The 21,515-nt window shown below is 72.0% G+C and carries 17 protein-coding genes and 1 tRNA gene; 9 read left to right on the top strand and 9 right to left on the bottom strand.

Translation table 11 applies throughout. The features are described from left to right. Nucleotides 1-43: 43 nt before the first annotated feature. Both AB0472_RS21205 and AB0472_RS21200 read left to right on the top strand, forming a co-directional pair. Nucleotides 44-802 carry an SDR family oxidoreductase gene (locus AB0472_RS21205; RefSeq protein WP_366358012.1) on the top strand — a complete coding sequence of 253 codons (759 nt, stop codon included), beginning with the start codon at nucleotides 44-46 and terminating at the stop codon, nucleotides 800-802. A 1-nt stretch (nucleotide 803) separates the two neighbouring features. Further along, entirely contained in the window at nucleotides 804-1,709 is a 906-nt protein-coding gene (locus tag AB0472_RS21200; protein ID WP_366358011.1) for an SDR family oxidoreductase, read from the top strand. 42 nt (nucleotides 1,710-1,751) lie between these two features. Here the strand turns inward: AB0472_RS21200 and AB0472_RS21195 are convergent, their stop codons facing one another. Beyond that, nucleotides 1,752-2,642, bottom strand: a complete 891-nt coding sequence (locus tag AB0472_RS21195) for a hypothetical protein (RefSeq protein WP_366358096.1) — start codon at nucleotides 2,640-2,642, stop codon at nucleotides 1,752-1,754. A 157-nt stretch (nucleotides 2,643-2,799) separates the two neighbouring features. After that, nucleotides 2,800-4,551 carry a beta-galactosidase family protein gene (locus tag AB0472_RS21190; RefSeq protein WP_366358010.1) on the bottom strand — a complete coding sequence of 584 codons (1,752 nt, stop codon included), beginning with the start codon at nucleotides 4,549-4,551 and terminating at the stop codon, nucleotides 2,800-2,802. A gap of 160 nt (nucleotides 4,552-4,711) precedes the next feature. Here AB0472_RS21190 and AB0472_RS21185 point away from each other — a divergent pair, with 160 nt between their 5' ends. The 3 genes from AB0472_RS21185 to pepN all read left to right on the top strand — a co-directional run bounded on the left by AB0472_RS21185 (nucleotide 4,712) and on the right by pepN (nucleotide 8,730). Next, entirely contained in the window at nucleotides 4,712-5,593 is an 882-nt protein-coding gene (locus tag AB0472_RS21185) for an AraC family transcriptional regulator (protein ID WP_366358095.1), read from the top strand. 35 nt (nucleotides 5,594-5,628) lie between these two features. Then, nucleotides 5,629-5,979, top strand: a complete 351-nt coding sequence (locus AB0472_RS21180; protein ID WP_366358009.1) for a chorismate mutase — start codon at nucleotides 5,629-5,631, stop codon at nucleotides 5,977-5,979. Between the two features lie 267 nt (nucleotides 5,980-6,246). After that, the gene (gene pepN / locus AB0472_RS21175) at nucleotides 6,247-8,730 is read left to right on the top strand and encodes an aminopeptidase N (RefSeq protein ID WP_366358008.1); all 2,484 of its coding nucleotides are present in this window, start codon (nucleotides 6,247-6,249) and stop codon (nucleotides 8,728-8,730) included. Between the two features lie 204 nt (nucleotides 8,731-8,934). Here pepN and AB0472_RS21170 read toward each other — a convergent pair whose 3' ends face one another. Beyond that, complete coding sequence (locus tag AB0472_RS21170; protein ID WP_366358007.1) at nucleotides 8,935-9,483, bottom strand: GNAT family N-acetyltransferase; 549 nt, start codon at nucleotides 9,481-9,483, stop codon at nucleotides 8,935-8,937. A gap of 230 nt (nucleotides 9,484-9,713) precedes the next feature. On the opposite strand from AB0472_RS21170, the gene AB0472_RS21165 reads away from it, so the two are divergent. Next, nucleotides 9,714-11,072 carry an aminotransferase class V-fold PLP-dependent enzyme gene (locus AB0472_RS21165; RefSeq protein WP_366358006.1) on the top strand — a complete coding sequence of 453 codons (1,359 nt, stop codon included), beginning with the start codon at nucleotides 9,714-9,716 and terminating at the stop codon, nucleotides 11,070-11,072. Beyond that, nucleotides 11,069-12,484 (top strand): SidA/IucD/PvdA family monooxygenase, encoded by a 1,416-nt coding sequence (locus AB0472_RS21160; protein ID WP_366358005.1) that lies wholly within the window; start codon nucleotides 11,069-11,071, stop codon nucleotides 12,482-12,484. Before AB0472_RS21165 ends, AB0472_RS21160 begins: the two co-directional genes overlap by 4 nt. 41 nt (nucleotides 12,485-12,525) lie before the next feature. On the opposite strand, the gene AB0472_RS21155 is transcribed toward AB0472_RS21160, so the two are convergent. Continuing rightward, on the bottom strand, nucleotides 12,526-14,322 hold the full coding sequence (locus AB0472_RS21155; RefSeq protein WP_366358004.1) for a 5'-nucleotidase C-terminal domain-containing protein: 1,797 nt from the start codon (nucleotides 14,320-14,322) through the stop codon (nucleotides 12,526-12,528). A gap of 243 nt (nucleotides 14,323-14,565) precedes the next feature. Here AB0472_RS21155 and pyk point away from each other — a divergent pair, with 243 nt between their 5' ends. Continuing rightward, nucleotides 14,566-16,002 carry a pyruvate kinase gene (gene pyk, locus AB0472_RS21150; RefSeq protein ID WP_366358003.1) on the top strand — a complete coding sequence of 479 codons (1,437 nt, stop codon included), beginning with the start codon at nucleotides 14,566-14,568 and terminating at the stop codon, nucleotides 16,000-16,002. Nucleotides 16,003-16,079: 77 nt separating this feature from the next. On the opposite strand, the gene AB0472_RS21145 is transcribed toward pyk, so the two are convergent. Further along, a tRNA-Leu gene (locus tag AB0472_RS21145) sits at nucleotides 16,080-16,154 on the bottom strand. 100 nt (nucleotides 16,155-16,254) lie between these two features. On the opposite strand from AB0472_RS21145, the gene AB0472_RS21140 reads away from it, so the two are divergent. Continuing rightward, a complete protein-coding gene (locus tag AB0472_RS21140) occupies nucleotides 16,255-16,908 on the top strand; it encodes a response regulator (RefSeq protein ID WP_366358002.1) in 654 nt (217 codons plus the stop codon). Nucleotides 16,909-17,045: 137 nt separating this feature from the next. Here AB0472_RS21140 and AB0472_RS21135 read toward each other — a convergent pair whose 3' ends face one another. Genes AB0472_RS21135 through AB0472_RS21120 form a run of 4 tightly spaced genes read right to left on the bottom strand, consistent with a single transcriptional unit; the run spans nucleotide 17,046 to nucleotide 21,462 of the window. Then, nucleotides 17,046-17,762 (bottom strand): ABC transporter ATP-binding protein, encoded by a 717-nt coding sequence (locus AB0472_RS21135; RefSeq protein WP_366358001.1) that lies wholly within the window; start codon nucleotides 17,760-17,762, stop codon nucleotides 17,046-17,048. After that, nucleotides 17,759-18,733, bottom strand: coding sequence for an ABC transporter ATP-binding protein (locus AB0472_RS21130; protein ID WP_366358000.1), 975 nt, complete (start codon nucleotides 18,731-18,733; stop codon nucleotides 17,759-17,761). Before AB0472_RS21130 ends, AB0472_RS21135 begins: the two co-directional genes overlap by 4 nt. Nucleotides 18,734-18,739: 6 nt before the next feature. Next, nucleotides 18,740-20,518 (bottom strand): branched-chain amino acid ABC transporter permease, encoded by a 1,779-nt coding sequence (locus AB0472_RS21125; protein ID WP_366357999.1) that lies wholly within the window; start codon nucleotides 20,516-20,518, stop codon nucleotides 18,740-18,742. A 5-nt stretch (nucleotides 20,519-20,523) separates the two neighbouring features. After that, a complete protein-coding gene (locus AB0472_RS21120) occupies nucleotides 20,524-21,462 on the bottom strand; it encodes a branched-chain amino acid ABC transporter permease (protein WP_352355387.1) in 939 nt (312 codons plus the stop codon). Nucleotides 21,463-21,515: the final 53 nt, after the last annotated feature.

The following is a 21,515-nucleotide window of genomic DNA, read 5'->3' as shown; positions in this document are numbered from 1 at the left end:
AGGCTTCGAAGCTAGCAGCCGGTGCGGACGAGCGGGAGGCCCTGTGGATAACTCGCCGAGCGGCAGGACGGTCGTCGTCACCGGCGGTACCAGGGGGGTCGGCGCCGGGATCGCCCGGGCCTTCGCCGAGACCGGCGCCCACGTCCTGACCTGCGCCCGCCGGCCGCCCGAACAACCCCTCGACGGCGTCGAGTTCACCCCCCTCGACCTGCGCGACCCGGCCGCCGTGCGCGCCTTCTTCGACGCCCTGCCCCGCGTCGACGTGCTCGTCAACAACGCGGGCGGCACCCCCTACCGGCGGCTCGCCGACGCGGACGCCGAGCGGCACGCCCGGGTGATCGAGTTGAACCTCCTCACCCCGCTGACCGCCTCCCTCGCCGCGTACGAGCACCTGCGGCGGGCCCGGGGAGCGGTGGTGATGATCGGCAGCGTCAGCGGCGGCCGCCCCTCGCCGGGCTCCGCCGCCTACGGCGCGGCCAAGGCGGGGCTGGAGAACCTCGCCCGGTCCATGGCGGTCGAGTGGGCGCCGGAGGTCCGGGTCAACACCCTCGTGGTCGGCATGGTCCGCACCGAACTGGCCGGCCTCCACTACGGCGGCCCGGACGGGGTCGACGCCGTCTCCCGCACCGTCCCGCTCGGCCGCCTCGCCGCCCCCGGCGACGTCGGCGCCGCCGCCGTCTTCCTCGCCTCCGACGCGGCCGCCTACATCAGCGGGGCGAGCCTGCTCGTGCACGGGGGCGGCGAGCGGCCCGCCTTCCTCGACGCCGCAACTGCCAACAAGCCGTCCGACCAGGAGGACTGAGATGAGCGGAATCTGCGCGGGCCGGGTCGTCGTCGTGACCGGCGCCGGACGCGGGCTCGGCCGGGCCCACGCGCTCGCCTTCGCCACCGAGGGTGCCCGGGTCGTCGTCAACGACCTCGGCGTCGGCCTCGACGGCGCGGCGGGGCACGACAGCCCGGCCGCGGCCGTCGTGGCCGAGATCCGGGCGGCCGGCGGCGAGGCGGTGGCGCACGGCGGCGACGTCGCGACGGACGCCGGTGCGAAGTCGCTGGTGGCGGCGGCCCTGGACGCGTACGGCCGCCTCGACACCCTCGTCAACAACGCCGGTTTTCTGCGCGACCGCATGCTCGTCAACCTCGGTGAGGACGACTGGGACGCGGTCGTGCGGGTGCACCTCAAGGGCCACTTCCTGCCGCTGCGGCACGCGGCCGCGCACTGGCGGGCCGAGGCCAAGGCGGGCCGCGCCCCGGCGGCCCGCGTCGTCAACACCAGCAGCGGCGCCGGCCTGCTGGGCTCGGTCGGGCAGGGCAACTACAGCGCCGCCAAGGCGGCCATCGTCGGCCTCACCCTGGTCGCGGCGGCCGAACTGGCCCGCTACGGCGTCCAGGTCAACGCGATCGCCCCGGCCGCCCGCACCCGGATGACCGAGCGCGCCTTCGCCGCGGCCATGGCCGCCCCCGACGCCGGCTTCGACGCCATGGCCCCCGGGAACGTCGCCCCGCTCGTGGTCTGGCTGGGCTCCGCCGCCAGCGCCGGCGTCACCGGGCGGGTGTTCGAGGCGGAGGGCGGCCGGATCACCGTCATGGAGGGCTGGCGGCCCGGTCCGACCGCCGACAAGGGGGCCCGGTGGACCCCGGCGGAGGCGGGGGAGACGGCGCTGAAACTGCTGGCCGAGGCGGAGCCGCCGGGGGCGGTGTACGGGGCGTGAGAGCGAGGGCACGGGGTCGGGGGGCGCGGGGCCGGGCGGGGGCTAGGTGTCGCACTCCAGCACCGTCCGGCACAGCGAGCACCGGGCCCGGACCCGGCCCCGGACCGGCACCCGGATCCGCTGGTGGCAGGTCGGGCACGGGAACGAGACCCGCAGCCGGCCGCCGCTGTCGGGGGTGAAGGCGTAGGCGGCGCCGGGCTGCGGGGGCGGCGCCGCGGGGGCGTGGCGGCGGTCCCGGGCGTAGCGGCGGCGGCCCGCCCACCCGGCCGCGCTGAGCGGCGGCTGCTCCCCGTCCTGGCGGGCCCTGGCCATGCCCTTCTGGTACGCCGTGTAAGCCTGCGGGCTGGTGAACCACACCGACGGGTCCTCGTGGAAGACGAGGGCGCGCTTGGCCAGCACGTAGCCGAACTCCTCCGGGGTGAGGTAGCCCAGCTTCTGGGACGCCTCGCCGTGCTCCCGGTAGGCGTCCAGGAGCAGCCAGCCGGCCCCCAGGTAGGTGGTCGCCGTGTCGGTGAGGATCTCGTTGTCCCGGACGCTCGGGAAGGACAGGTCCAGGCGGTGCAGGTAGATGTGCATCACCTCGTGGGCGAGGGCCGCGCCGATGTCCTCGCGGTGGGTGCGGAAACGGTCGTTCAGCTCGACGAAGTACTCGGGGCCCGCGGTGAGTTCGACATTGGCCGCGTGGGTCATGTCCTTGAAGCCGACGATCATGCGGGCGTCGGGCAGGCGGAAGTGCCGGACGATCTCGCGGGCGACGCGCTGCGAGCCGAGGTGGAGGTCGTCGGTGTCGCAGAACGCGACGTCGGCGGGGAGGACGCTGGTGGCGAAGGTCTGGACGGTGTCGTACGACAGCCGTCGGTACAACGCCGTGATGGCGGCCCGCACGGTGTCCAGGTGCGGGTAGCCGTGCTCTACCGGGCCGCCGTTCGCCACGTCTGCTACCCCCATGGACGCCGCCGGAGCTTCCTTCCCAGTATGCGGGGGACGGGGGGAATCGGGGGGCGGAGGGTTGTTCGACGTCTGCGGTTCGGTGGGGGCCGATCGCGCGGTTCCTGCCCCCGGCCTTCGGCCGGGGGCACCCCCAGCGCCCCTAAAGGGGCGCCAGCCGTACCGTCGCCTGGTGCGATTCCTGGAGTTCCAGGATCCAGACCTCGTTCTCGCCCTCCTTCACGACCGGCCCGGGGACGTACAGCGACTCCTGTGGGCCCGTCGACCAGTACCGGCCGAGGTTGAAGCCGTTGATCCAGACGAAGCCGCGGGTCCAGCCGGGCAGTTCCAGACGGGCGTCACCAGCCCCGTGCACCGTCACCGTGCCCCGGTACAGACCCGGCGCGCCCTCCGCCGGGAGCGGGCCGAAAGGCACCTCGTCCACGCCCGCCTCGAACGCGTCCAGGTCGAGGCCACGCGCGCGTACCCCGTGCAGGAACTGGCGCTCGTGCAGGAGGCCCCCGGTGATGCCCTTCGGCTCGCCCGAACGCGGGCCGTAGTTGACGCGGCCCAGGGACTCCACCCAGAGCTCCACGCGCGCGGGGCCGGCGACCGGCTTCTTGAGCTGGGGTTCCTCCTCGGTCAGGACCCCGGCCCGTTCGCCGTCGACGTAGACGACCGCGAGGTCGCGCAGGCCCCGCGCGGTGAGCGGGTACGGCTGCCGCGGGCCCGGCACGTCCACCTCGTAGCGGACCAGCCCGCGGGCGATGTCCAGCTCCTCGAAGGTGGGCGGGACCGGGTGGACGCGTTCGGGGGTGCCGAGGGTCTCCAGGACGGCGCTGAGGGGGGCCCAGCCGGTCACCTCCGCGTCCACCGGGGAGGCCGGCGTGCCCGGAGCCGGGGGTGGTTCGGGCAGCGGGCCGTCGTGGTAAGCGGCGAGGACCTCGCGGAAACGCCAGAACTTCTCCGTGGGGCGGCCGTACTCGTCGATCGGGGCGTCGTAGTCGTACGACGTCACGTCCGCCTCCAGCGGGCCCTCGTGCAGCTCGCCGCCGGGCCGGTTGGCGCCCGCCCAGCCGCCGAAGTTGGTGCCGCCGTGCGCCATGTAGACGTTGACCGACGCCCCGCACTCCAGGATCTCCCGCAGCGCCGCCGCCGCGTCCTCGGCGTCCCGGACGACGTGCTCGCCGCCCCAGTGGTCGAACCAGCCGCACCAGAACTCCATGCACATCAGCGGGCCGTGCGGCTGGTGGCGGCGCAGGGTCTCGAAGGCCTCGCGCGCGTGCGAGCCGAAGTTCACCGTCGCGAGCAGCCCGGGGACCGAGCCGCCGGTGAGCATGTGGTCCTCGGGGCCGTCCGAGGTGACCAGCGGCACCGTGACGCCCTCGGCGCGCAGCAGGTCGGTGAGGTGGGCCAGGTAGGCGGTGTCGGAGCCGTAGCTGCCGTACTCGTTCTCGACCTGCACCATGATCACCGGGCCGCCCCGGTCCAGCTGCCGGGAGACGACCTCGGGCAGCAGGCGGCGGAACCAGCGGTCCGTGTACCGGAGGAACCGCTCGTCACGCGTGCGTGCCGACGCGCCCAGCTCGCCCGTCACCCAGTGCGGCAGCCCGCCGTTCTCCCACTCCGCGCAGATGTAGGGACCCGGCCGCACGATCGCCCACAGGCCCGCCACCCGCGCCGCGTCCAGGAAGCGGCCGAGGGCCTCGACGTCGCGGAAGCCGCCGGCGTGCGGCTCGTGCAGGTTCCAGGGGACGTACGTCTCCACGCAGTTCAGCCCCATGGCGCGCAGCAGCGCCAGCCGGTGGCCCCACTGGTCCTCGTGCACCCGGAAGTAGTGCAGCGCGCCGGACAGCAGCCGCACCGGCCGGCCGTCGAGCAGGAAATCCGTTTCGCCCACCGTGAAGTCGCTCATACGCTCACCTTGGCCTGCTGGCGCGCGCCGAGACCATGGACAAAGATCAGCAGCACTTGGACGGAAGGAACGCGCGGAACAAGCGCACGGAGAGACGCACGGAAGACACGCACGGAAGGGGCGCGCAGTGCCGCAGGGAGCCCCGGTCTTCCGCACCTGGATGCGGTTCTTCACGCCCGGCGCCGTCCACCACCGGCTCGGCCTGGTGTGCCTCGGCGTCGGCCTCCAGTACGGCGCCGTGCCCGCCGTCGGCCCGCGCGTGCTGGACGGGCACGTCGCCGTGGTGATCAGCTCGGGCCGGGGCTGGTACCGAATGCCCGACGGGCGCCGCACCGCCGTCACGGCGCCCGCGCTGGTGTGGCTCACGCCCGGCGTCCCGCACCACTACGGCCCCGACCCGGACAGCGGCTGGGACGAGGCGTTCGTGTCCTTCGCCGGACCCGACACCGCGACCTACACGGAACTCGGCTACATCGAGCCCGAGCGGCCCGTGGTCCCGCTCGCGGACGCCACCGGACCCCGGGACGTCATCGCCCGTATCGCCCGTGCCGCCCGCCGCGGCAACCCCCTCCTGGAGGTCGAGACCGGCGCCGCCGTGCACGAGCTGCTGGTCGCCCTGCGCCGCGCGCGTGCCGACCTCGCCCCGGACGGTGACCCGATGCTGCACGCGCTCGCCCGGGACGCCTGCACCGGCATGACCGTCGCCGACCACGCGGCCCGGCACGGCATGACCCCGGCCGAGCTGCGCACCGCCGTCCGCCGGGTCGCCGGGTGCAGCCCCAAGGACTACCTGATCGGCATCCGCCTCGGCCGCGCCCAGGAGCTCCTCGCCACCACCGGGCTCTCCGTCGCGGCCGTCGCCCGCCGCGTCGGCTACGACGACCCGGCCTACTTCTCCCGCCTGTTCACCCGCCGGGTCGGCACCGCCCCGGTGCGCTTCCGCACCCAGCAGAGCCGGGCCGTCCCCGACGACTGGAACGAGGGCCTGCAGGAGGACGGCGAACCGGGTCCGCCGGTGGCCGAACCCGCCGACGGCCCTTAGGGATCACCCCGCCGCCCCCTTTAGGGTGGACGCCCATGACCACCAGCAACACCGGTACCGGTGACGCCGACCCCGCCGTCCGCGAGGAACTCGGCCGGCTGCGCGACAGCATCGACAACATCGACGCGGCCGTCGTCCACATGCTCGCCGAGCGCTTCAAGGCCACCCAGCAGGTCGGCCACCTCAAGGCGGTCCACCGGCTGCCCCCGGCCGACCCGGCCCGCGAGGCCCGGCAGATCGCCCGGCTGCGCGCGCTCGCCGAGAACGCCAAGCTCGACCCCGCCTTCGCCGAGAAGTTCCTGAACTTCATCATCGCCGAGGTGATCAGGCACCACGAGTCCATCGCCGAGGACACCGTGAACGGCCGGGAGACCGACCGGCACTGATCCGGAGAAACCCGGCGCACGCCTCGACGAGCGTCCGGCACCGCAGGGCGACCCCCGTGCGGTGACGAGCACCGCAGGGCGACCCCCGTGCGGTGACGAGCACCGCAGGGCGACCCCCGTGCGGTGACGACGCTCGCACAGGTGTTCCAGGCGCGGGGGCGCTCCCATCAGCGCCGTCGCGTACCACTGCGCGCCCCCGACCGGACATATGCCGCGTACCGCCCCCGCCCCTGTGCGTTGTCGGTGTCATCGGGCAGCATGGCCCGCATGTCCGTACTGACTCGCGACGAAGCGCAGAGCCGCGCCGAGCTCCTCGACGTCCACCGCTACACGATCGACCTCGACCTGACCACCGGGGACGAGACCTTCGACTCCCGCACCGTGATCCGGTTCACGGCCCGGTCCGACGGCGACACGTTCGTCGAGATGAAGCCTGTCGAACTGCGCGCCGTCACCCTGGACGGACAGCCCCTCGACCCCGGGACGCTGGACGAGAACCGGCTGCCCCTGAAGGACCTCACCGCGGGCGAGCACGAGCTGCACGTCGAAGCCACCATGCGCTACTCGCGCACCGGCGAGGGCATGCACCGCTTCACGGACCCCGCGGACGACGCGACGTACGTCTACACCCAGCTGTTCATGGAGGATGTGCAGCGTGTCTTCGCCGCCTTCGACCAGCCCGACCTGAAGGCCGTCTTCGAGCTGTCCGTGACCGCCCCCGAGGGCTGGACGGTGCTCGCCAACGGCGTCACCGAGCACCTCGGCGAGGGCCGCTGGCGAGCCGCCGCCACCCCGCTGATCTCCACCTACCTGGTCGCCGTCGCCGCCGGCCCCTGGCACTCCGTGCGCACCGAGCACCGCGGACTGCCCTTCGGCATCCACTGCCGCCGCTCCCTGGCCCCGCACCTGGACGCCGACGCCGAGGAGATCCTCGACATCACGCGCGCGTGCTACGACCGCTACCACGAGAAGTTCGAGGAGCCCTACCCCTTCGACTCCTACGACCAGGCGTTCGTCCCCGAGTTCAACGCCGGTGCCATGGAGAACCCCGGCCTGGTCACCTTCCGCGACGAGTTCGTCTACCGCTCCGCCGTCACCGACACCGAGCGGCAGACCCGCGCGATGGTCATCGCCCACGAGATGGCCCACATGTGGTTCGGCGACCTCGTCACCCTCAGGTGGTGGGACGACATCTGGCTGAACGAGTCCTTCGCCGAGTACATGGGCTACCAGACCCTCACCGAGGCCACCCGCTACACCGACACCTGGGTCGACTTCGGCGTGGCCCGCAAGGCCTGGGGCTACGACGCCGACCAGCGCCCCTCCACCCACCCGGTCGCCCCCGAGGCCGTCGACGACACCGCCGCCGCACTGCTCAACTTCGACGGCATCTCCTACGCCAAGGGCGCCTCCGCGCTGCGCCAGCTGGTCGCCTGGATGGGCGAGAAGGACTTCCTGGCCGGCATCAACATCCACTTCCAGCGGCACCGGTTCGGCAACGCCACCCTCGCCGACTTCGTCGACTCCCTCGCCGCCGCCACCGAACGCGACGTGCACGCCTGGGCCGACACCTGGCTGCGCACCACCGGCGTCGACACCCTCACCCCGGCCCTGGCCGCCGCGGCCGACGGCAGCCACACCCTCACCGTCGAGCGCACCGGCAGCCGCCCGCACCGCATCTGCGTCGGCGTCTACGACCAGGACCTCACCGACGAGGGCCGGCTCGTCCTGCGCGAGCGCATCGACCTCGACGTCCCGCAGGCCGCGCCCCAGGTCCTCGGCAAACGTCCCGCCCTGCTCGTGCTCAACGACGGCGACCTCACCTACGCCAAGGTCCGGTTCGACGCCGAGTCCGCCGCCACCGTCCGCGCCCACCTGTCGGGCCTGCCCGACCCGCTGACCCGCGCGGTGGTCTGGAACGCCCTGCGGGACGCGGTCCGCGACGGTGAGCTGCCGCCCGCCGCCTACCTGGAGACCGCCCGCGCCCACCTCCCGCGCGAGACCGACCTCGCCCTCGTCCAGGGCGTGCTGGCCTTCACCGCGGTCCACGTCGTCGACCGGTACCTCAGGCCCGAGGACCGCCCGGCCGCCCTCGCCACCGTCTCCGCCCTGTGCCGCGACTTCATCCGGCGCACCGAGGACGGCGACAACCCCGGGCTGCGCCTGATCGCCGTACGGCACTTCATCGCGGCCGCCGCCCACCCCGACACCATCGCCGCCTGGCTCGCCGAGGGCACCGTGCCCGGCGGGCCCGAACTCGACCCCGAGCTGCGCTGGCGCATCCTGACCCGGCTCGCCGTCCTCGGCGCCGTCGACGAGGCCCGGATCGCCGCCGAACTGGCCCGCGACCCCAGCGCCAGCGGCCAGGAGGGCGCCGCGCGCTGCCGGGCCGCGCTGCCCGACCCCGAGGCCAAGCGCACCGCCTGGGAGGCGATGTTCACCCGCGACGACCTGTCCAACTACCTGTTCACGGCCACCGCCGAGGGCTTCTGGCATCCCGAGCAGGCCGACCTGGTCCGCGAGTACGTGCCGCGCTACTACCGGGACGCGGTCGCCGTCGCCGCCCGGCGCGGCCCCCGCATCGCCACGGTCACCGGCCGGCAGGCCTTCCCCGCGCACGCCGTCGACGCCGAGAACCTCGCCCTCGGCCGGGCCTGCCTGGCCGACGGCGAGCCGGTGACGGCCCTGCGCCGCCGCCTGGTCGACGAACTGGACGACCTGGAAAGGGCGTTGCGGGTCCGCGAGGCGTAGGCCGGGGACCCCGCGACGACACGGGCGCGGCCGGTCCCCGATCACGGAGCGGGGACCGGCCGCCGCTCCTGGGCTCGGTGCCGGAGCAGCACCACAGAGCCCAGGAGAGACCCGGGACCGTAGTCACCGGTGCCACCGGCAACGTCGGCCGCGCCCGCGTCGCACGTCTCGTCGCCGGCCGGCAGCCTGTCCCCGACCGGCGCGTCAGTCCGCGGACAGTCGCAGCTCCGCCCGGCGCACCGCGCGCTCCCGCGGCCCCGCCCGCCGGTTCCCCACCTCGGCCGCCCTGGACGTCTGCGCGCCCAGCGTGAAGCCCAGGCGCTCCAGGAAGCACTCACCGGAGCGCCAGCCCGGCGGCACCGACGCCGTCACCACGGACACCTCCTCGGCGTGCGCGAGCAGCGACTCGGCCAGCGCCCGCCCCAGCCCCCGGCCCCGCGCCCAGGGCGCCAGCAGGAACAGCCCCACCGCCACCGCACCGGGCGCCGGATGGTTCCGCACCGCGTCCACCAGGCCCGAGACGACCCCGTCCCGCTCCAGCACCAGCAGCACCTTGTCGGCGGGGTCGGCTCCCTCGGGCAGCCCGTAGAACAGGCTCTGCACGTCGCCCGGCCCCGACGGCAGCCCGGTGGCCGCCACGAACCAGTCCTCGCAGGCCTCGAAGAGGTCCAGCAGCGGTGCCTCGTCCGCGGGCCGCGGTTCCCGCACCAACACCCGCTCACCGGGCACGTCGATCATCCACGCGTCAACCACGCGACCGACGTTAACCCCGGTCAGCCCCGGTCTCAACGCCCTTTCACCGCTTGCTCCGACGCGCCCGGGGCGCACCGTCCCGACAGGTTTTCCCCGCACGGCAGTACCCACTTTCGGGTTTCGATCGTTGAGCTTTGGGGGCGCGCAGACCCAATCCCGTACAAGCTGGAACTCCCCCCGCGGACACCCCCTTTGGACACCCCCTTCCGGCCGCGCCCCGAGGAGATCCCATGAGCACGCCGCCCCTCGCATCCGGACCCCAGGGCCCCGACGCCCTGCGGCCTCTGCTGGACACCGTGCTCGACGCGCTGCGCGCGGGCGGCCGGGCGCGCGGCGGGCCGCTGCCCGCGGGCGGACCCGAGGCGGTGGCCGAGCGGGTCGCGGACGCCGTCGGGGACGTCCTCCCCGACGACGGCGACCCCGACGCCCTGCGCGCCCTGGTGACCGCCCTCGCCGAGGGCGCCGCCGACCCCGCCGACCCGCTGTGCGCGGCGCATCTGCACTGCCCGCCGCTGGCCGTCGCCACCGCCGCCGACCTCGCCGCGAGCGCGCTCAACCCGTCCCTGGACTCCTGGGACCAGGCCCCGGCCGCCGCCGCCCTGGAAGCCCTCGTCACCCGCACCCTGGCGCACACCATCGGTCTCTCCGACGCGGTGGTCACCACCGGCGGCACCGAGTCCAACCAGCTCGCGCTGCTGCTGGCCCGCGAAGCCCTCGGGAGCGGCCTGCGGCTGGTCCACGGCGCCAACGCCCACCACTCGCTGCCCCGCGCCGCCTGGCTGCTCGGCCTGGCCGAACCCGTCGTGGTCCCCGCCCCGAACGGCACCCTCGACCCGGCCGCCCTGCACGCCGCCCTCACCCACCTGCCCCGGCCGCTGCTGGTCGCCGCCACCGCGGGCACCACCGACGCCGGGCTCATCGACCCGCTCCCCGAGATCGCCGGGCTCTGCGCCGCCCACGGCGCCCGGCTGCACGTCGACGCCGCCTACGGGGGCGGCCTCGCCTTCAGCGACCGGCACCGCGACAAGCTCGCCGGCCTGGAGCGCGCCCACACGGTCACCCTCGACCTGCACAAACTCGGCTGGCAGCCGGTCGCCGCCGGCCTGCTCGCCGTCGCCCGGCCGGGCGAGCTCGGCGTCCTCCACCACCACGCCGACTACCTCAACGCCGACGACGACACCGAGGCCGGCTACCCCGACCTGCTCGGCCGCTCGCTGCGCACCACCCGGCGCCCCGACGTCCTCAAGATCGCGGTCACCCTCAAGACCCTGGGCCGCACCGGACTCGGCGCCCTGGTCGACCAGGTGTGCGCCCGCGCGCGGGACCTCGCCGCCCTGGTCCGCGAGCACCCCGGCTTCGAACTGTACGACCGGCCGAACATCAGCACGGTGCTGTTCCGCCCCACCGGAGCCACCGACGACGACGTCGCCGACGTACGGCGCAGGCTGCTGCACGACGGCCGTGCGGTCCTCGGCCGGGCCCGGTTCGACGGCCGGCTCTGGCTCAAGGCCACCCTCCTCAACCCCCACACCCGGCCGGACGAACTGGCCCTCCTCCTGAAACTCGTGGAAGGAAGCACGCCCCAATGAGCTCGACGCCCAACCCCCCACGCCACGAGCCCGAAGCACCCCGCGACCTGGTCGGCGTCGGCATCGGGCCGTTCAACCTCTCCCTCGCCGCGCTCGCCCAGCCGCTCGCCGAACTCGACGCCGTCTTCTACGAGCAGCGTCCGGGCTTCGACTGGCACGCCGGGCTGCTGATCGACGGCGCCACCATCCAGGTCCCCTTCCTCGCCGACCTGGTGACCCTCGCCGACCCCGCGAACCCCTGGTCGTTCCTCAACTACCTCAAGGCCCGCGACCGGCTCTTCCCCTTCTACTTCGCCGAGCGCTTCCACATCCGGCGCGCCGAGTACGACGCCTACTGCCGCTGGGTCGCCGAGAGCCTGCCCGGACTCTGCTTCTCCCACCAGGTCGACTCCGTCCGCTGGAACTCCGAACGCGACCTGTTCGAGGTCGACTTCACCCGGCTGGACGCCGAGGGCGAGGCCGAGTCCCTCGGCCGCACGTACACGAGGAACGTGGTGCTCGGGGTCGGGACCGTCCCGTACGTGCCCGATCCGCTCAGGCCCCTCGTGGAGTCCCCGGGGGTACCGGTCATCCACGCGGCCGACTACCTCGACCACCGCGAGGCGTTCCTCGCCGCCGAGCACGTCACCGTCGTGGGCTCCGGGCAGTCCGGCGCCGAGGTCTTCCTCGACCTGTTGCGCAACCGCCCCGCGGGCCGCGAGAAGCTGCAGTGGATCGGGCGCAGCGAGGCGTTCGCGCCGATGGAGTACTCCAAGCTCGGCCTGGAGCACTTCACCCCGGACTACACCCGCTACTTCCACGCCCTCACGGAATCCGTCCGGGACCGGGTCGCCTCCGCCCAGTGGCAGCTGCACAAGGGCATCGACGCCGACACCATCGCCGCCATCCACGACGAGCTGTACCGCCGTACGCTGCACGGCGGCTGGCCCGAGGCCGTGCTGACCCCGGGTGTCCAGGTCCGCACCGCCGGACGCGTCGCCACCACCAAGGTCGAACTCCACCTCGAACACGTCCAGCAGGGCAGCCGCTCCCGGCTCACCACCGACGCCGTCGTGCTGGCCACCGGCTACCGCGAACGCCCCCTCGGCCGCCTGCTCGCCGGACTCGACCCCTACCTGCGCCGGGACAACAGCGAACGCCCGCGCGTGGACGAGCGGTTCCGGCTCGTCCTCGACCCGTCGGTGACCGGCACGGCGTACGTCCAGAACGCCGAACTCCACACCCACGGCGTCGGCGCCCCGGACCTGGGGCTGGCCGCCTGGCGCAGCGCCACCATCCTCAACACCCTGACCGGCAAGGACCCCTACGCGCTCCCCGCGCGCACCGCCTTCACCAGCTTCGGCCTGGAGCGGCCGGAGGAGCGGGTCCCGGCGCAGCAGCAGCCGAGGCAGCTCACCCCGCTGGTCGACTGAGCGCGGGGCGCCGGTCCCGGACCGGCGCCCTCCCGGTTCCGTCAGAACACCGGCACGCCGTCGCGGGTCAGCCGCCAGTCCACCGCCGCGAAGTCCTTCGGGTCCAGGACGCCCTTGGCGGTCACCCACTCCGCGATCCGGGTGCGGATCTCCGTCGACTCCGACCACAGCTCCTTGGCCGAGGCGACGTACGGGAACGCGCCGCCGCCGTTGGCGCGGTAGTTGTTCACCGCGAGCACGAACTGCCGGGCGTCGTCGAGGGCGGCGCCCTCGTAGGTCAGGTTCCTGATCCGGGACCCGGCCGGCTGCGCGATGTCGATCTCGTACCGCAGCCCCGAGACGTAGTCGTAGTTGTAGTCCGGGCGGCCGTTCGCGTTCGTCAGCCTGTCCGTGTCGACGGTGGCGTCGGCCGCCGTCCGCACGAAGTACTCCGCCGAGTACTCCAGGTACGCGCGGATCTGCGCGCCCGTCATCAGCTTGGCGACCAGGGTGTTGTCGTAGACGTAGAGGCTCGACAGGTCCCGGACGGTCACGTCACCGGCCGGGATCTCGGAGGTCCGCGAGAACGGCGAGGCCTGCGCGAGCACCGGCAGCGAGGCGTACCCGGTGCCCGCCAGGGCCGCCTTGACCACGTCCTCCTGGACCTTGGTGATCAGGTCGATGATCGGGGCGTCCCGGTACCGGGCGTCGACCGTGGTGAGGGTCTCCGTCGCGGTGCCGACGACCTGGTTGACGTACGCCACGACCTTGGCGTGCTCGTCCTTCAGGAGCCGGGTGATCCTCGGGTCGTCGGCGACCGTGTTGGAGTTCAGCAGCGAGGCCGCGACCGACTCCACCTCCCATCCGCCCTTGGTGAACACCAGCTCGATGTCGAAGAGGGAGAGGCGCTCGGCGTAGCACAGCGGCTCGGAGAGGACGACGGTCCTGCCGGTGGCCTCGTTGACGACCTTCAGCTCCGGGATCTCCACGTGCGCGTGGCCGACCAGGATCGCGTCGATGCCCGGCACCTGCCTGGCCACGTTCGCCGCCGCGTTCTCCACGTACGGGACCTGGTCGCCGTAGGAGGAGGTGCCCGAGGAGCCGGAGTGGGCCGAGACCACGACCACGTCCGCGCCCATCGCCTTCAGCTTCGGCACCCACTTCGCGGCCTGCTCCTCCAGACCGGGGAAGGCGAGCCTGCCCTGGACGTAGGCCTTGTCCCAGATGGCGATGCCCGGGTTGGTCAGGCCGAGGACGGCGACCTTGACCGGCGGGGCGCCGGGGACGTGGAACTCCTTGACGAGGTACGGCGGGAAGGCGGGCCTCAGGGTCTTCGCGTCGACCGCGTTGGCGCCGAGCAGCGGGAAGTCCAGCTGGTCCTCGAACCTGCGGAGCGTCTCGATGCCGTAGTTGAACTCGTGGTTGCCGAGGGCGGCCGCGTCGTACCCGATGGCGTTCATGGCCTGCGCCATCGGGTGCACCGGGCCGCCCTTGGCGGTGATCGGTTCGACCTTGGCGTAGTAGTACGTCAGCGGGGTGCCCTGGATGGTGTCACCGGCGTCCAGGAGCAGGGTGTTGCGGCGGCCCTTCGCCTTGCGCACCTGCTCGACCAGGGTCGAGATGCGTGCCAGGCCCATCGCGTTGCCGGCCGTGTCGGAGTACTGCGCGTCCTTGAAGTAGTCCCAGTTGAAGACGTGCCCGTGCAGGTCGGTGGTGCCCATGACGGTGAGCGAGTACCGCCTGGGGCGCGGGACCGGCCGTGCCGACGCCTGTGCCGGGGCCGCCGCCGCGCCGGCGATCGCCGCGCCCGCTCCGGTCGCGGCGGACTTCTCCAGGAACTTCCGACGGTTCAAGGGCATCTTTTGATCTCCTCGTGGTTCGGTCAACGACGCGCGTAGATTCTGTCCTGCGCATGACCGTCGGCAACAGGCCCGGGAGGTTTCGATCAGGTGACCTGAATGCGCCGTGTTCAACAAGTGCGAGATGCTCATAGGAGCGCGGCGCCGCACATTCAACACTTGTCAATAGGCCTTCACGCAAAGGTTGTTGGGTCGTCATGTACGGCCAATTCTCTACCCGCCGGTAAGGCCTAGGCTCGAAACATGCGCCGAGCAAAGATCGTTTGTACTCTGGGGCCCGCCACCGACTCGTACGACCAGATCAAGGCCCTGGTCGAGGCCGGCATGGACGTCGCCCGATTCAACCTCAGCCACGGCAGCTACGCCGAGCACGAGGAGCGCTACCAGCGTGTCCGCAAGGCCTCCGACGAGACCGGTCGCAGCGTCGGGATGCTCGCCGACCTTCAAGGCCCGAAGATCAGGCTCGGCCGCTTCACCGAAGGCCCGGTACTTCTCGAACGCGGTGACACCTTCGTCATCACGGTGGAGGAGGGCGCCGAGGGCGACCGGCACCAGTGCGGGACGACGTACACGGGTCTCGCCGGTGACGTCACCCCCGGCGAGCGCGTCCTCGTCGACGACGGCAAGGTCTGCCTGGAGGTCACCCGCGTCGACGGCCCCCGGGTGCACACCACGGTGATCGAGGGCGGCATGGTCTCCGACCACAAGGGCCTCAACCTCCCCGGCGTCGCCGTCTCCGTCCCCGCGCTGTCCGACAAGGACGAGGCCGACCTGCGGTGGGCGCTGCGCACCGGCTTCGACGTGATCGCCCTGTCCTTCGTCCGCAGCGGCCGGGACATCGAGGACGTCCACCGCATCATGGACGAGGAGGGCCGCCGCCTTCCCGTGATCGCCAAGGTCGAGAAGCCGCAGGCCGTCGAGAACATCGACTCCATCGTGGCCGCCTTCGACGGCATCATGGTCGCCCGCGGCGACCTGGGCGTGGAGATGCCGCTGGAGCAGGTGCCGATCGTCCAGAAGCGCGCCGTCAAGCTGGCCAAGCGCAACGCCAAGCCGGTCATCGTCGCCACCCAGATGCTCGACTCGATGATCGAGAACTCGCGCCCGACCCGCGCCGAGGCCTCCGACGTCGCCAACGCGGTCATCGACGGTACCGACGCGGTGATGCTCTCCGGCGAGACCAGCGTCGGCAAGTACCCGATCGAGACCGTCCGTACCATGGCGAAGATCGTCGAGGCGGCCGAGGAGGACATCCTCGCCAAGGGCCTGCCGCCGCTGACCGAGACCAACAAGCCCCGCACCCAGGGCGGCGCGGTCGCCCGGGCTGCCGCCGAGATGGGCGACTTCCTGGGCGCGAGGTTCCTGGTCGCGTTCACCCAGTCGGGAGACACCGTCCGCCGGCTCTCGCGCTACCGCTCGCCGATCCCGCTGCTCGCCTTCACCCCGGAACCGGCCACCCGCTCCCAGCTCAACCTCACCTGGGGCGTCGAGACCTTCCTCGGCCCGCACGTCGACTCGACGGACAAGATGGTCGACCAGGTCGACGAACTGCTGCTGAAGTACGGGCGCTGCCAGAAGGGGGACGTCGTGGTCATCACGGCGGGCTCGCCGCCCGGGGTCTCCGGCTCCACGAACATGGTCCGGGTGCACCACATCGGCGAGGACGACAGCCCCAAGTGACGTGCGAAGGGCCCCTCCGGCCGACCGGAGGGGCCCTTCGGCAACGTCATAACGCGACCTTGGAATCCAAGTAAAAGTGCCCCGGGTCGGACTCGAACCGACACTGTACGGGTTTTGAATCCGTTGCCTGCTGCCAATTGGGCTACCGGGGCTCGAAGAATCAAAGGTGAACCCCGACCCTCCGCGCGTCCACCATACCGTAGCTAGGTAGGCTCTTGTCAGCAGTAACCCTGCCCTGAACGAGGAGCCCCCGTGACCGCCGCCGAGTCGCCCCAGCCAGTCGACGCACCCGACGACAAGTCGCACGTGCCTCCGCTGACGACCCGTGTCGTCATCGCCGAGGACGAGGCCCTGATCCGGCTCGACCTGAAAGAGATGCTGGAGGAGGAGGGGTACACGGTCGTCGGCGAGGCCGGTGACGGCGAACAGGCCGTCGAGCTGGCCCGCGAGCACCGCCCCGACCTCGTCATCCTCGACGTCAAGATGCCCAAGCTGGACGGCATCTCGGCGGCCGAGAAGATCGCCGAGGAGTCCATCGCCCCGGTCCTGATGCTCACCGCATTCTCGCAGCGCGACCTCGTCGAGCGCGCCCGCGACGCCGGCGCGATGGCGTACCTGGTCAAGCCGTTCAGCAAGAGCGACGTCGTCCCGGCGATCGAGATGGCCGTCTCCCGCTTCAACGAACTGCGCCAGCTGGAGCAGGAGGTCGCCGACCTCACCCAGCGCCTGGAGACCCGCAAGCTCGTCGACCGCGCGAAGTCGGTCCTCCAGACCGAGTACGGCCTGTCCGAGCCGGCCGCGTTCCGCTGGATCCAGAAGACCTCGATGGACCGCCGCATGTCGATGCAGCAGGTCGCGGAGGCGGTCATCGCCGACAGCGAGGAGAAGAAGTCCAGCAAGGGCTGACCCGCACGCGTACGAACGCCGAGGCCCGTGCTCCGGAGAAGGGAGCACGGGCCTTTTGCGACGGCGGCAGGGGAGGCGCCCCGTCAGGGACGCGGGGAACTGCGTGACCAGCCCCCACCCCGGCAGCCGGCCGACTGCTAGTCCTCGCCCAGGTAGGCCTTCCTGACGGACTCGTCGTGGAGCAGGTCCTGCCCGCTGCCCGACAGCACGATGTTCCCGACCTCCATCACATGCCCCTGGTCGGCCAGCGACAGCGCCGCCTGCGCGTTCTGCTCGACCAGCAGAATCGTCGTCCCCTGCGACTTCAGCTCCAGGATCGTCGCCATGATCTTCTGCATCATGATCGGCGAAAGACCCATCGACGGCTCGTCCAGCATCAGCAGCTTCGGCTGGGACATCAGCGCGCGCCCCATCGCCAGCATCTGCTGCTCACCGCCCGAGAGGGTGCCCGCGGCCTGCTTGCGCCGCTCGCCCAGGATCGGGAAGAGGTCGTAGGCGCGCTGGATGTCCTTCTCGATGCCCGCCTTGTCCTTCCGGAGGAACGCGCCGAGCTGCAGGTTCTCCGCGATGGTCAGGCGGGGGAAGATGTGCCGGCCCTCGGGGGAGTGGGCGAGCCCGAGCGCGACGATCTTGTGCGCCGGGACCCCGCCGAGCGGCTTGCCGTCGAAGACGACCCGCCCCGAGGCGGGCTTGAGCAGCCCTGACAGGGTGCGCAGGGTGGTCGTCTTGCCGGCGCCGTTGGTGCCGATGAGGGTCACGACCTGACCGGCCTCGACGCTGAACGAGATGCCCTTGACGGCCTCGATCTTGCCGTAGGCGACCCTGAGGTCCTCGACCTCCAGCAGTGCGGTCACTGGGCCTCTCCCTTGGTGGTGCTGTCCGCCTCGGTGCTCTCCGCATCCGTGCTGTCCGCCTCGGCGGCGTCCGAGTCTGCGGTCGCGTCCGACTCCGACTCTGCCTCTGCGGTCGCGTCGGCGGTCGCGGTCGCGTCGGCGGTCCGGTCCTCGACGGCGGCCTCCGCGGCCTCGACCTCGGCCGCCTCCGCCGTCCCGGGGTCGCCCTCGAAGGGCTCGCCCAGATAGGCGGCGATGACCCGGTCGTCCGCCTGGACGACTTCGGAGGTGCCCTCGACGAGCTTCTCGCCCTGCACGAGGACGGCGACCCGGTCGCACAGGTTGAAGATGAAGCGCATGTCGTGCTCGATGACGAGGACGGCGATGCCCTTGTCCCGGATGGCGAAGACCAGTTCCTCGGTGGCCCGGGTCTCCTGCGGGTTCATGCCGGCCGTCGGCTCGTCCAGCAGCAGCAGGCCCGGCTCGCTGGCCAGCGCCCGCGCGATCTCCAGCTTGCGCTGCTCGCCGTAGGGCAGGTTGCGCGCCAGGTGGTCGCGCTTGGCGGCCAGGCCGATGAACTCCAGGAGCTCCATGGCCCTCGCCTCGGACTCCTTCTCGGCCTTGCGGAAGCCGGGGCCGCGCAGCAGCGCCGACCACAGGCCCTCCTTGGTCCGCGTGTGGCGGCCCACGAGGACGTTCTCCAGGACGGTCATGTTGGCGAAGAGCCGGATGTTCTGGAACGTCCGGGCGATGCCGGCCTGCGTCACCAGGTGCGGCTTGGGCGGCAGCACCTTGCCCTGGTAGGAGACCGTGCCCTCGGTGGGCACGTACAGGCCGGTGAGGCAGTTGAAGAAGGTGGTCTTGCCGGCGCCGTTCGGGCCGATCAGACCGACGATCTCGCCGCTGTTGACCGTGAAGTCAACGGACCGGACGGCGGTCAGACCACCGAAGCGCATCGTGACGTCACGGGCTTCGAGTACAGGTGTCGTCATGGTTGCTTACGCCCCTGCCTTGGTGACGGCCGGATCGTCGCTCAGCGTCGCCTGTGCCGGTACGTCGAGCTGGCCGGTCTCGTGGAACTCCAGCTGGCGGCGGCGGTTGGCGATGATGCCCTCCGGCCGGAACCGCATCAGCAGGATCAGCGCGACGCCGAAGGCGAACAGCTCGTAGTTCTGGAGGAACTGGAGCTTCTCCGGGACCAGGTAGAGCACGCTCGCGCCGAGCAGCGGACCGCTGACGGTGCCCATGCCGCCGAGGACGACGGCGGCCAGCAGGAAGGCCGAGTTGGGCGGGGCGGCGCCGGCGAACTGGTACGGCTGCGGGTTGACGCTGTAGTTGACGTGCGCCATCACGGTGCCGGCGAGACCCGCGAGGGACGCGCCGAGGGCGAAGGCGATCAGCTTGACGCGGAAGCCGTTGATGCCCATGGCGGTGGCGGCGGTCTCGTCCTCGCGGATGGCGATCCAGGAGCGGCCGATACGGGAGTCGGCGGCGCGGGTGAAGACGAGCACGACGATCGCGGTGACGATGAGCATCAGGAACAGGTAGTTGGCGAACCGGCCCAGGGTGAACCCGCCGATGTCGTGCGCCTCGCCCAGGTTGAACCCGAAGATGTTCAGGTCGGGGATCTGGGTGATGCCGTTCGGGCCGCGGGTGATGTTGGGTCCGGAGTCGCCGTCCAGGTTGTTGACGGTGATGCGGAAGATCTCACCGAAGCCGAGCGTCACGATGGCCAGGTAGTCGCCGCGCAGCCGCAGGGTCGGTGCGCCGATCAGCACACCGAAGACCAGCGAGGCGGCCATGCCGGTGAGGGCGGCGGCCCAGAACGGGAAGTGCACCCCGGAGAACCGGGAGTACTCCGAGCCCGAGACCAGCGCGGCCGCGTAGGCGCCGACACCGAGGAACGCGACGTACCCGAGGTCGAGCAGACCCGTGAGGCCGACGACGATGTTCAGGCCGAGGGCGACGGTGGCGAAGATCAGGATGTTCACGCCGACGTTGGCGTTGTGGTCGTCGCTCTGGGTGAAGGGGAAGATCACGGCCGCCACGAAGGCGAGCGCCGAGGCGAACCCCTTGTGGTGCGCCGCGGTGGTCGCGAAGCGGTCGACGAGGCCGGTGTGCATGAGGCCCCAGGCGGCGAAGACGAGCAGCAGGAGGTAGCCGATGAAGGTCTCGCTCGCGTCGTTGTCGATCCCGATGCCGTAGGTGAACACCACCAGGGCGAGCGCGACGCCGACCGTGATGACGATGCGCTCGGTGAGCGGCGACGACTTGCCGGGGGCCGGCAGCTGAGGCTTGGTCAGGTAGCCGCGGAAGCCGGTGCCGGGGGCCGGGTGGGGCAGCGCGAGGGCGCCGACGACGGGCAGCGCGGAGGCCGCCATCGCCACGTACGCGCCGGGGTCCAGGTTGACCAGGCCGTTGAGGTCGACGGCGATGGCGATGCCGGTGAACCAGCAGACGGCGAACGCCGACAGGGCCGTCAGGAAGACCGGGGAGGTGGCCCCCGCCGGGTTGAGCCAGCGCAGCCCCTTGACGTCCCACAGGGTGAGCCCGAACAGCAGCGTGAGGACGCCGCCCACGAGGGCCAGGATCTGCAGGCCGGCCGGGTAGCCGTAGACCGTCAGGTCGCCGGGGAACTCCGACGTCCAGGTCCAGCTCATGAAGGTGCTGGCGACGGTTCCCACCGCACCGACGGCGATGAGCAGCCGGGCGACGGACAGCGGCAGCGGAACGGGCCCGCGACCGGCCGTGGCCGGGGAGTTGGTCGTGTCGGTCATGCTGCTCACGCCCTGTCCGCGACGCGTTCGCCGAGCAGACCCTGTGGTCTGAAGAGGAGTACGAGGATCAGCAGGACGAAGGCCCACACGGAGGCCCAGCCGCCACCGCCGAGCTGCTGCATGCCGGGGATGTTGGCGATGTAGGCGGTGGCCATGGCCTCGGCGATGCCGAGGACGAGCCCGCCGAGCATCGCGCCGTAGATGTTCCCGATGCCGCCGAGGACGGCCGCGGTGAACGCCTTCAGACCGGCGATGAAGCCCATGTCGTAGGAGACGGAGCCGTACTTGAGGCCGTAGGAGACACCGGCGACGGCCGCGAAGAAGCCGCCGATCGCGAAGGCGATGACGATGATGCGGTTGGTGTCGATGCCCATCAGCTGGGCGGTGTCCGGGTCCTGGGCGGTGGCCTGCATGGCGCGGCCGGTGCGGGAGAGCCGGACGAACAGGGCGAGGATCGCCATGCACAGCGGGGCGGCGATGATCAGGAAGATGTCACCGCTCTGCACGGTCACGGAGCCGATGTGCAGCGGCCCGAACGGCAGTTGGGGGAAGACCCGGGCGGTCTTGGCGTCACCGTCGACGTGGTACCAGTTGAAGACCGCCTGCTGCAGCGCGAGCGACAGGCCGATCGCGGTGATCAGCGGGGCGAGGCGTGGTGCGCCGCGCAGTGGCCGGTAGGCGAAGCGCTCGGCGCCGACGGCGATGAGGACGGAGGCCAGGGCGCCGCCGATGAGCATCGCCGGCAGGGCTACCCACATGGATATGCCGTCCGGCAGGAGAAGGTAGACCGTGAGGGCGCCGAAGCCTCCGGTCATGAAGATCTCGCCATGGGCGAAGTTGATGAGCTGGACGATGCCGTACACCATCGTGTAACCGATGGCGATCAGACCGTACATCGAGCCGAGGAACAGCCCGTTGGCCAGCTGCTGCGGCAGGGTGTTCACCGCATGGCCTCCATGTGGTGGGGAGAGTCAGGGGGGCGGTAGAAGGCGGGCCG

Origin of the sequence: Streptomyces sp. NPDC086777 (assembly GCF_040702065.1) — a bacterium.
GTDB lineage: Bacteria > Actinomycetota > Actinomycetes > Streptomycetales > Streptomycetaceae > Streptomyces.
This window is presented reverse-complemented; position numbering and strand designations above follow the sequence as displayed.